The sequence below is a fragment of the Nocardia tenerifensis NBRC 101015 genome (assembly GCF_000308715.1).
Classification (GTDB): domain Bacteria; phylum Actinomycetota; class Actinomycetes; order Mycobacteriales; family Mycobacteriaceae; genus Nocardia; species Nocardia tenerifensis.
The window spans coordinates 110,182-120,446 of record NZ_BAGH01000036.1 but is presented as its reverse complement, the minus strand read 5'-3'; the positions used below and the strand labels follow the sequence as shown (position 1 = coordinate 120,446).

At 70.0% G+C, this 10,265-nt stretch carries 9 protein-coding genes; 4 read left to right on the top strand and 5 right to left on the bottom strand.

Features of this window, described 5'->3' with window-relative positions; genetic code table 11:
- From cydD to ON39_RS03580, 4 genes are all read right to left on the bottom strand, one after another.
- On the bottom strand, positions 1-1,632 hold a 1,632-nt coding region (cydD, locus tag ON39_RS03595), incomplete at its 3' end, for a thiol reductant ABC exporter subunit CydD (protein ID WP_040730785.1).
- Positions 1,633-1,635: 3 nt separating this feature from the next.
- Complete coding sequence (gene cydB, locus ON39_RS03590; RefSeq protein WP_040730784.1) at positions 1,636-2,667, bottom strand: cytochrome d ubiquinol oxidase subunit II; 1,032 nt, start codon at positions 2,665-2,667, stop codon at positions 1,636-1,638.
- A gap of 9 nt (positions 2,668-2,676) precedes the next feature.
- Complete coding sequence (locus tag ON39_RS03585; protein WP_040730782.1) at positions 2,677-4,170, bottom strand: cytochrome ubiquinol oxidase subunit I; 1,494 nt, start codon at positions 4,168-4,170, stop codon at positions 2,677-2,679.
- A 415-nt stretch (positions 4,171-4,585) separates the two neighbouring features.
- Positions 4,586-5,506, bottom strand: coding sequence for an aminodeoxychorismate lyase (locus ON39_RS03580; RefSeq protein ID WP_040730781.1), 921 nt, complete (start codon positions 5,504-5,506; stop codon positions 4,586-4,588).
- Between the two features lie 160 nt (positions 5,507-5,666).
- Here ON39_RS03580 and ygfZ point away from each other — a divergent pair, with 160 nt between their 5' ends.
- From ygfZ to ON39_RS03560, 4 genes are all read left to right on the top strand, one after another.
- Positions 5,667-6,779: a CAF17-like 4Fe-4S cluster assembly/insertion protein YgfZ gene (gene ygfZ / locus ON39_RS03575; RefSeq protein WP_040730780.1), complete on the top strand. Its 1,113-nt coding sequence runs from the start codon at positions 5,667-5,669 to the stop codon at positions 6,777-6,779.
- 118 nt (positions 6,780-6,897) lie between these two features.
- The gene (locus ON39_RS03570) at positions 6,898-7,632 is read left to right on the top strand and encodes an MOSC domain-containing protein (RefSeq protein ID WP_040730779.1); all 735 of its coding nucleotides are present in this window, start codon (positions 6,898-6,900) and stop codon (positions 7,630-7,632) included.
- Entirely contained in the window at positions 7,629-8,582 is a 954-nt protein-coding gene (locus ON39_RS03565; RefSeq protein ID WP_040730778.1) for an asparaginase, read from the top strand. The genes ON39_RS03570 and ON39_RS03565 overlap by 4 nt, the downstream gene beginning before the upstream one ends.
- Positions 8,583-8,758: 176 nt before the next feature.
- Positions 8,759-8,965: a DUF3073 domain-containing protein gene (locus ON39_RS03560; RefSeq protein WP_040730777.1), complete on the top strand. Its 207-nt coding sequence runs from the start codon at positions 8,759-8,761 to the stop codon at positions 8,963-8,965.
- 189 nt (positions 8,966-9,154) lie between these two features.
- Here the strand turns inward: ON39_RS03560 and purM are convergent, their stop codons facing one another.
- Complete coding sequence (gene purM / locus ON39_RS03555; RefSeq protein WP_040730775.1) at positions 9,155-10,231, bottom strand: phosphoribosylformylglycinamidine cyclo-ligase; 1,077 nt, start codon at positions 10,229-10,231, stop codon at positions 9,155-9,157.
- Positions 10,232-10,265 lie beyond the last annotated feature (34 nt).

The window sequence follows — 10,265 nt, the reverse complement described above, 5'->3', positions numbered from 1 at the left end:
CACCGCGGCCTCGCCGTCGGCGTCGAGGTGGGCGGTCGGCTCGTCGAGCAGCAGGATGGGGCGGTCGGCCGCGAGAATCCTGGTCAGCGCGAGCCGTTGGCGCTGACCGAGCGAGAGGCCGACGCCGCCGGGGCCGACCACGGTGTCCCAGCGGTCGGGCAACTCCTCCAGCACCGCGTCGAATCCCGTTGCCGCGCAGGCGGCCTCGAGATCGTCCACGACCCGGGCCGGTCCGTGTCCGGCAGGCGACTCGGCCCGCGCCCCGAACAGCTCGAGGTTCTCGCGCAACGTGCCCGGGACCAGCACCGGACGCTGCGGCAGCCACGCCACCCGCGCCCACCACGCCTCCTGTTCCAGGTCGCGCACGTCGACGCCGTCGACGGTCACCGCCCCACGGTCGGGCTCGAGCAAACCGAGGATCGCCTGCACCGCCGTGGACTTGCCGCTGCCGTTGGGCCCGGCCAGCACGGTGACGACGCCGGGCCGCAGCACCGCCGACAGTCCTTCGGGGGCAAAGCCGTTGCGCGCCGCGACGGAGAGGTCGTGCAGCTCGACGACGCCGGCCCGGCGCGACGGCGGCGCGGCCCGGCCACCGGAATCCGTTGTTCCCGACGCGGATTCGAGCACCGCGAAAGCCTTGTCCGCAGCGGCCATTCCGTCCTGTGCGGCATGGAACCGCTCCCCCACCATGCGCAGCGGCAGGTACACCTCCGGCGCCAGCACCAGGGCGACCAGGCCCGCGTAGAGGCTCATCTCGCCGAATACCAGCCGCAGGCCGGTGGAGACCGCGACCAGCGCCACGCTCAGGGTCGCGAGCATCTCCAGCACCATCGAGGACAGGAACGCGAGGCGCAGCGCGCGCATGGTCCGCTGCCGCAGCGCGTCGCCGAGATCGCGCACGCGGTCGGCCATCGTGCCGGAGCGGACCGCCGAATCGGCCTTCGCCCCGGTATGGCGTTGCGCGCCGACCGATCCCTCCCGTCCGAGGGCGCGCAGCGTCGGCATGCCCGCGAACAGATCCAGCAACTGATCCGACAGCCGCGTGGTCGCCGCCAGCGTAGCCTCGGCGCGCCCCTGGGTCAGCAGGCCGATCAGGATCATGAAGACCGGGATGAGCGGCAGCGTGATCACCACGATCAGACCCGAGATCGGATCGTGCATCGCGATGACCGCCAACACGATCGGCGGGACGAGAACCGAAAGCAGCAGCGCCGGAACATAACCGACGAGATAGCCGCGCAGCCCCGACAATCCGGTGCCGACCACGACCGCGAGTTCGGTTCTGCGGCTCTCCAATTCGCGCGGCGACAGGCGCGCGCCCGCGGTGAGCACCGCGGTCTCCAGCTCCGCCACCACACCCGCACCGGCCCGGTGCGCCAGCCGCGACTGCAGCCAGGTGGCCAGCACCCGGCAGGCGACGGCGCACGCGAGCACCGACAGCTCCGTCGCCCACTCGCCGATCGTGCGCCGGCCGGGATCGGTGACGACCCCGGCCAGCACCCGGCCCAGCATGATCGCCGTGACCACGATCGATCCGGTGATCACCACGGACAGTGCGACGCTCACCGCCAGGTAGCGGCGGGCCGAGCGGGCGTACCGCCACAGGCGCGGGTCGACGGGCGGGCGGGCCATGGGTCAGTCCTTCACGGACTCGAGCGGCAACCCGACCGGGGCCGGGATCTGGTCGACGGTGATCCGCTTGCGGAACACCCAGTACGTCCAGCCCTGGTAGGCCAGCACGACCGGGGTGACGAGCACCGCGGCCCAGCTCATCACCTTCAGCGTGTACGGGGTGGACGACGCGTTGTGGATGGTCAGGTCGAAGGCCGCGTCGATGGTGGAGGGCAGCACATTCGGGAACAGCGACCCGAACAGCAGCGCGGTCGCGGCCACCACCGTGACGGCGGTGCCGGCGAACGCCCACCCGTCGCGGTCGGCGAAGACCGCGGCCCCGGCGGCGACCAGCCCGAAGACGGCCAGCCCCAACGGAATCCACGTCCACCCGGTGCCGTAGGCCAGCTGCGTCCACACGCCGAACCCGCCGACCACCACCGCCGTCGGCGCCAGCAGCATCTTGGCCGTGCGCTGCGCGTCGTCGCGCACCTCGCCGCCGGTCTTGAGGCCGAGGAAGACCGCGCCGTGCAGCGCGAACAGCAGTCCGGTCGTCAATCCGCCGAGCAAGGCATACGGCCCGAGCAGATCCCACACCGAGCCCGCGAACTGCTTCTTCTCGTTCAGCGGCACGCCGCGCACGATATTGGCGAACACCCAGCCCCACGCGAGAGCCGGTACCCAGGAACCGATTCCGATGCCGAGGTCGCAGCGGGTCCGCCAGCGCGGATCGTTGATCTTGCCGCGGTACTCGATGGCGCAGATGCGCAGGATCAGCGAGACCAGCAGCAACAGCAGTGCCAGGTAGAAACCGGAGAACATGCTGGCGTACCACTCGGGAAAGGCCGCGAACATGGCGCCGCCTGCGGTGATCACCCAGACCTCGTTGCCGTCCCACACCGGGCCGATCGTGTTGAGCACCACCCGCCGTCGCGTGTCCGAGCCCCGCCCGAGAATCGGCATGAGCATGCCGACCCCGAAGTCGAAGCCCTCCAGCACGAAGTAACCGGTGAACAGCACCCCGATCAGCACGAACCAGAACTCTTGCAGACTCATCGTCGGCTCCTAGTAGGCGAACGAAAGTTGTTCGACGGCAGGCTCTTCGGCACGGCGCCTGCCCGGACCGCCGGTGTCGTCCAGCTCGGCGTCGTCGGCCACCGGCGCCGGGTCCGGTCCGTGCGCCACATAGCGGCGCATCAGGTAGAACCACACCACCGCCAGCGCGCCGTACAGCAGCGTGAAGACGATCAGCGAGAACAGCACCGTGCCCGCCGTGTGGTTCGACACGCCCTGCTGCACCGTCAGCCGCAGATTCAGGTCGCCGGTCGGGTTGGGCGCGACAACCCATGGCTGGCGGCCCATTTCGGTGAACACCCAGCCCGCGCTGTTGGCCAGGAACGGCGTCGGGATCATCAGCAGGCTGAGCCAGGAGAACCAGCGCTGGTTCGGCACCCGGCCGCGCCGGGTCAGCCAGAGCCCCGCCAGCGCCAGCAGCGCCGAACCGGCCGCGAGGCCGATCATCGCGCGGAACGACCAGTAGGTGACGAAAAGGTTCGGCCGGTAGTCGCCGATGCCGTACTTCTCGTTGTACTCCTGCTGCAGGTTGACGACGCCCGGCAGAGTGACGTCGGTGAACTGGCCCTTGGCCAGGTACGGAAGCACGTACGGCACCTCGAGCACGTGCGTGACGCTGTCACAGTTGTTGTGTGTGCCGACGGTCAGGATGGAGAAATCGGGGTCCTTCGCGGTGTGGCACAACGACTCCGCCGAGGCCATCTTCATCGGCTGCTGTTCGAACATCAGCTTGCCTTGGGCGTCGCCGGTGAAGAACAACGCGACCAGCGAGATCAGCATCACCCAGATGCCGGCCAGCGCCGCGGGCCGCCACATGGCGCGCGCCTCGGCCAACTGGGCCTCGTCCCCGCTGCGCGCCTTGCGCACCATCCACCAGCCCGCGATGCCGGCCACGAAAGTGCCCGCTGTAACGAAGGATCCGGCGACGACGTGTGGAAAGGCCGCCAGCAGTGTGTTGTTCGTGAGGACCGCGACGATGCTGTCGAGCTCGGCCCGGCCGGTCTCCGGATTGAACCGCGCCCCGACCGGATGCTGCATGAACGAGTTCGCGGCGACGATGAAGTACGCCGACGCGTTCACCCCGATCGCCACCATCCACATCGCGGCCAGATGAGCCAGTTTCGGCAATCGCGACCAGCCGAAGATCCACAGGCCCAGGAACGTCGACTCCATGAAGAAGGCGACCAGGCCCTCCAGCGCGAGCGGCGCGCCGAACACGTCGCCGACGAACCGCGAGTACTCGCTCCAGTTCATCCCGAACTGGAACTCCTGCACGATGCCCGTGGCGACGCCGAGGGCGAAGTTGATCAGGAACAGCTTGCCGAAGAACTTGGTCAGCCGCAGCCAGTGGTCCTTTCCGGTGATCACCCACGCGGTCTGCATGGCGGCGACCAGGGGCGCGAGTCCGATGGTCAGCGGCACCAGCAGGAAGTGATAGACCGTCGTGATGCCGAACTGCCAGCGCGAAACGTCCAGGGCGTTCACGATCGCACCCCGCTGACGCCCGGCGCCGTCATGACCGCCATGGCGGCTGCATCATGGGTTCGCTCGCTCATCGGCCACGACCTCCTCGTCGTCTACGACATGACGTAGTAATCCTACGTCGGAGGCGGTTCAGAACAATGAGTCCTGCGCCACGACACGCCTGGTCATCCCTCGCCGACCAGCACGTTCTTTGACAGCGACGCCGGCAATAAGACCGAGATCACGCTGCGGCCACTGATTTCCGGAGCGCATGGGTAGTCCACCGGGTACCGGCAGGCCCAACCCAGCGCTCACCGTCGGGCGCCAACGCCACTATCGCGGCACCCGGATCTGGCCCGCGTACGCGGAAGCGGCGGGACCGGCCTGAATACGCGGAGAAGTCACCAGCCCGAATGCCCGCCAGCGGCGGCGTCTTTCACCAATCCCCGATGGCACCCGCCCGCTCGATACCCCGATCGACCAGATCGATGATCTCCTGCGCGTTGTCCGGCGCCGACATCCGCAGCCCGTCCAGCGAGTTCACCCGTGCCGCCAGCGACACGCTGGACAGCATCCACACGCTGTCACAGGTGAGCAGGTCCGCGGTGAACAGCGACTTGTAGACGCACTCCCACCCCGCCTTCTCCGCCTCGATGAACAGGGCGCGCTGGGTGACCCCCGGCAGCACACCATTTTTCGCGGGCGGGGTGATCAGCTGCTTGTCGCGCGCGATCACCACCGACGAGCGCGGACCCTCCAGCACCCGGTTCTCGGTGCTGGTGAAGATCACGTCGTCGGCGCCCATCCGCGCCGCGAACCGCAGCGCCGCCATGTTCGACGCGTAGGACAGCGTCTTCGCGCCGAGCAGCTGCCACGGCGCGGCCTGCGCCAGGTCGATGGAGATGCCGCGGGACAGGGTCACCACCGAGACGCCCTCGGTGCGCGCCTTCTGCACCCGATCGGGCACCGGTAGCACGAGCACGTACGCGGTGGGCACGGGAACGGCGGCGGCGAGATCGCCGGACGTGACCTTCTCGGCCACCCCGGACAGCTCGCTGTCGCGCCCGCGGGTGAGCACCAGCCGCATCACGCCCTCGCGGTCGGCGCCCCACTCCTTGGCGGCCCGCTCGACCGCCTCCCGCCACCGGCCCAGTTCGGGCTCCGGTAGATCGAGCGCCTGAGCCGAGCGGCGGAGCCTGCCTAGATGAAATTCGATCGCGCACGCGTTGCCCGCGCGCACCAGCACCGTTTCGAAAATACCGTCGCCACGCAATACGCCGATATCGTCGGCATACAGCAACGGCGCGTCCGCATCCCGGACCGCGCCGTCGAGTGAGACAAGAACCCGATCTACCATGCGTCGAGCGTAGGCGGTGTCGTCAGGTCTCGCCTAGGTCACGGCGGAGTTCGCAGCATCTTTTACGAGCGGCCGCTGACGGTTCACTCGCGGGCCGTCCACCGGCTCGCCCGCGGCCCCGGTTCGGACACCCGACCGCGACCCCGCCTACAGTGGAAATGTGTCCGTGGTCGTTGCGCCCAGCCCTGTCCTCGCTGTTTCGGGAGCCGTCGCGGGAGCGCCGGGTTCGCCCGATGCCGCCGTCGCGTGGCACTACGGTGATCCGCTCGGCGAACAGCGCGCCGCCGCCCAGCGCGCGGCCGTCATCGATCGCTCCCACCGTTTCGTCCTGACCATCACCGGCGCGGAACGCCTGACCTGGCTGCACACCATCACCAGCCAGCACGTCGCCGCCCTGGGCGACGGACAGTCCGCGGAGAATCTCGACCTCGACCTCAACGGCCGCGTGCTGAACCACTTCGTGCTCACCGAGCTGGACGGCACGGTGTGGATCGACACCGAGGCCGACCGTGGCCCCGCGCTGCTGGATTTCCTGCGCAAGATGGTCTTCTGGGCCGACGCGCAGCCCGCCGAGGCCGACCACGCCGTGCTGAGCCTGCTCGGCCCGAAGTCCGCCGAGGTGCTCGCGGCCCTCGGCGTCGCGACCGTGCCCGGCACGTACGAGGCCGTCGCACTGCCCGGCGGTGGGTTCCTGCGGCGCATGCCGTGGCCGACCGAGGACTCCTTCGACCTGCTCGTGCCCCGCGCCCGGCTGACCGAGTGGTGGACCCGGCTGACCGAGGCCGGCGCCGAACCGGCGGGCATGTGGGCGTTCGAGGCACTGCGGGTCGCCGCCGTGCGGCCGAGGATCGGGCTCGACACCGACGAGCGCACCATCCCGCACGAGGCCCGCTGGATCGGCGGCATCGCCGAACACGGCGCCGTGCATCTGGACAAGGGCTGCTATCGCGGCCAGGAGACCGTGGCCCGTGTGCACAATCTCGGCAAGCCGCCGCGCCACCTGGTCCTGCTGCACCTGGACGGCTCCGCCGACGAGCGCCCGGCGACCGGCGACGACGTCACCGCGGCCGGCCGCGCGGTCGGCCGCCTCGGCACCGTCGTCGACCACTACGAACTCGGCCCGATCGCGCTCGCGCTGATCAAACGCACCGTCCCCGCCGACACCGCGCTGACCGCGGGCCCGACCGCCGCGGCCATCGACCCGGACTCCGTGCCGTCCGACGACGCACCGCAGGCGGGCAGGCTCGCCATCGACCGGCTCCGCGGCCGCTGAACCAGCCATGACCTCGAATATCGAAGGGGCGCAAGCCCCCGAGCCGACCGACGCCGCTCTCCCGCCCGACACCGCGAGTCCTCGGACACCCGTCCACCCGACGAGAGGAGCCACGCCGATGCGAACCGGCGACTCCGGCCGAGTGCTCGCCGTCTGCGTCGTGCACGCCGACCTCGACGTGCCGGGCCGCGTCGGGAAGTCCGCGATCGACAAGCGCCCGGTCGCCGGTCGGGTGCCGGTGCGCGCGATCGGACTCGAAGGCGATCACGTCTGCGACACCAAGCACCACGGCGGCGTGCATCAGGCCGTCTACGCCTACGCCGACGAGGACGCCCGTCGCTGGGGTGACGAACTCGAGCGCGAGCTGCCCGCGGGCTGGTTCGGCGAGAATCTGCGCATCGCCGGCCTGCCGATCAGCGACGCGGTGTTCGGCGCCCGCCTGACCATCGGAGACACGCTGCTCGAGGTGAGCGCGCCGCGGGTGCCGTGCTCCACCTTCCAGCACTGGAGCGGAGAGGCCCAGTGGGTCAAGCGATTCGCGCGGCAGAGTGACACCGGCGCCTATCTGCGGGTGCTGACCGAGGGCACGATCGGCGCGGGCGACCCGGTGTCGGTGGTGCACGTCCCCGACCACGGCATCACCGTGCGCGACCTGTTCACCGGCGAGGACCCCGGCCTGCTCACGATCCTGCTGGCGGTCGAGCCCACCCTGTCCGACGACGTGCGCATGCAGATCGAACGCCATGCCCGCAGGCACGCGAACGCAGAGCGCGCCGCGCGCCGCCGCGCGGGCGAACACCCCGACCCGGCCACGCGACGTGGCGCCGAACTCGACACGGGAGCCCAACTGTGAGTGTGGAACTGGTCGAAGTAGTCCGCTCCGGCTTCCGCGAGTGCGTGCACCGCGGCTCGGCCGTCATCCTCGATCCCACGGGCGAGCCCACCGTGGCCCTCGGCGAGGTGCACCTGCCGATCTTCCCGCGCTCGACCAACAAGCCCATGCAGGCGATCACCCTGCTGCGCCACGGGTTCGAGCCGGTCGACGACGCCGAACTCGCCATCGCCACCGCCTCGCACTACGGCGAGCCGGACCACGTCGCCCTCGTGCGCCGGCTGCTCGACCGCTTCGGCTTCGACGAGAACGCCCTCGAGTGCCCGCCGGATCTGCCCGTCGACGACAAGGCGCGCGCGGCCGTGATCTCGGGTTCGCAGGAGCCGCGCCGGATCTACATGAACTGCTCCGGCAAGCACGCCGCGATGCTGGCGACCTGCAAGGTCAACGGCTGGCCGACCGAGGGCTACCTCGACGAGGCCCACCCGCTGCAACAGGCGGTCATCGCCACCATCGCCGACCTCACCGGCGAGCCGGAGACCGACCTCGGCATCGACGGCTGCGGCCTGCCGATCATCCCGGTGTCGCTGGTGACCCTCGCCCGGGTGTTCGCGACCATGGCGACCGCCGACTCCGACGCGCCGGAGCGCCGCGTCGCCGACGCCATCCGCGCCCATCCGCGAGTGATTTCCGGCACCAACGCGCCCGATCTGCTGACGATGCAAGCCACTCCCGGACTGGTCTGCAAGATCGGCGCGGACGGTGTGCACGCGGGCGCGCTGCCCGACGGGACGGCGTTCGCCTACAAGATCGATGACGGCAGCGACCGGGCTCGAATCCCCTTGACGCTGGCCATTTTGCAGCGCATCGGAGTCGACTGGACCGACGCGCACACCGAGCTCGCCGCGCCCGCGGTGCTCGGCGGCGGCGCCCGCGTCGGGGTGATCCGCGCGATCCCCGGGGTGCTCTGACCCGACCGGCGGAGGGCGACAACCGGGCAAACGGAACCACTTCGGAGGTTCTTCCCCCACTCCTGGAAGCGGGACGGCCGGACACACGCTAAAGTGTCTGTCAGGAAGAGTATTAATTCGAACGGGGCCGCCAACCAAACCCCAGGCCGCCCCGCAGTGACGCGAGGGGGTCAGCCATGGGCCGTGGCCGGGCTAAGGCAAAGCAGACCAAGGTCGCACGCGAGCTGAAGTACAGCAGCCCGCCGAGCGACTTCGCGAGCCTTCAGCGCGAGCTTTCGGGAAGCCCCAACTCCGCACGGAGTGGTGTGCTGTCCGATGAGCACGACGCGGACAAGTCCTCATCCCAGTGGGAAGAGGACGACTACGACGACTGGCGCCGCTGACTCGAAGCAACGCCTGAAGGGGGAGGACTGCGTTCCTCCCCCTTCAGGCGTTGCCGCGCGTTGACGGGATAACGCCGAAAAGGCTTACAGCACACCAGCGTCCCGCATCCGAGCGATGCGGGACGCTGGTTTGTGTTCGTGACGCGGGCCCCGTGCACGCGGCACGCGGGCCGTGTCTACGGCGCGGACTCAGAACCGCGGGTGCTCGCCCACCAGCACGGCACGCAGGGCGTCGGAGTCCTTCGCCTTCTTGACGGTGCCCAGCGTCCAGCACTCGATGTGCCGGGCGGTCAGCACGGCCAGCGCGCGGTCCACGTCCTCGGGCGCGACGACGGCGACCATGCCGACGCCCATGTTGAACGTCTTCTCCATCTCGACCCGCTCGACCCGGCCGCGCTGGGCGATCATCTTGAACACCGGCGCCGGGTTCCAGGTGCCGCGGTCCAGCTCGGCCACCATGCCGGCGGGCAGCACCCGGCCGAGGTTCGCGGCCAGCCCGCCGCCGGTGACGTGCGCGAACGTGCGCACGTCGGTCTCGGCGATCAGCGCGAGGCAGTCCTTGGCGTAGATCCGGGTCGGCTCGAGCAGCTCCTCGCCGAGCGTGCGGCCGAACTCCTCGACGTGCCCGGTGAGCGACATCCGGTCGATGTCGAGCAGCACCTTGCGCGCCAGGCTGTAGCCGTTGGAGTGCAGGCCGGACGAGCCCATGGCGATCACCACGTCGCCGGGGCGCACCCGGTCCGGGCCGAGCACCGCGTCGGCCTCGACCACGCCGACGCCGGTCGCGGACAGGTCGTAGTCGTCCGGATCCATCAGGCCCGGGTGTTCGGCGGTCTCGCCGCCGAGCAGGGCGCAACCGGCCCGCACGCAGCCCTCCGCGATGCCGGACACCAGCTCGGCCACCTTCTCCGGAACGACCTTGCCGATGGCGATGTAGTCCTGCAGGAACAGCGGTTCGGCGCCGCACACGACCAGGTCGTCGACGACCATCGCGACCAGGTCGAGGCCGACCGTGTCGTGCTTGTCCATCGCCTGCGCCACCGCGATCTTGGTGCCGACCCCGTCGGTGGACGCGGCGAGTAGGGGTTCGCGGTAGCCGCCCTTCAGCGCGAACAGCCCGGCGAACCCGCCGAGGCCGCCCTGAACCTCGGGACGACTCGCCTTCTTCGCCAATGGCCCGAACAACTCGACTGCGCGGTCACCTGCCTCGATATCCACGCCTGCCGCAGCGTAAGAGGCACCACCACTGGGGGTCTGTTCAGTCATTTTCGGGGAGAGCTCCAAACCGAATCGGCGGATA

Bases quoted from the DNA above. Each gene is read 5' to 3' on its own strand.
- cydB (WP_040730784.1), bottom strand. From the start codon at position 2,667: ATGAGTCTGCAAGAGTTCTGGTTCGTGCTGATCGGGGTGCTGTTCACC.
- ON39_RS03580 (WP_040730781.1), bottom strand. From the start codon at position 5,506: ATGGTAGATCGGGTTCTTGTCTCACTCGACGGCGCGGTCCGGGATGCG.
- ON39_RS03570 (WP_040730779.1), top strand. From the start codon at position 6,898: ATGCGAACCGGCGACTCCGGCCGAGTGCTCGCCGTCTGCGTCGTGCAC.
- ON39_RS03560 (WP_040730777.1), top strand. From the start codon at position 8,759: ATGGGCCGTGGCCGGGCTAAGGCAAAGCAGACCAAGGTCGCACGCGAG.
- purM (WP_040730775.1), bottom strand. From the start codon at position 10,231: ATGACTGAACAGACCCCCAGTGGTGGTGCCTCTTACGCTGCGGCAGGC.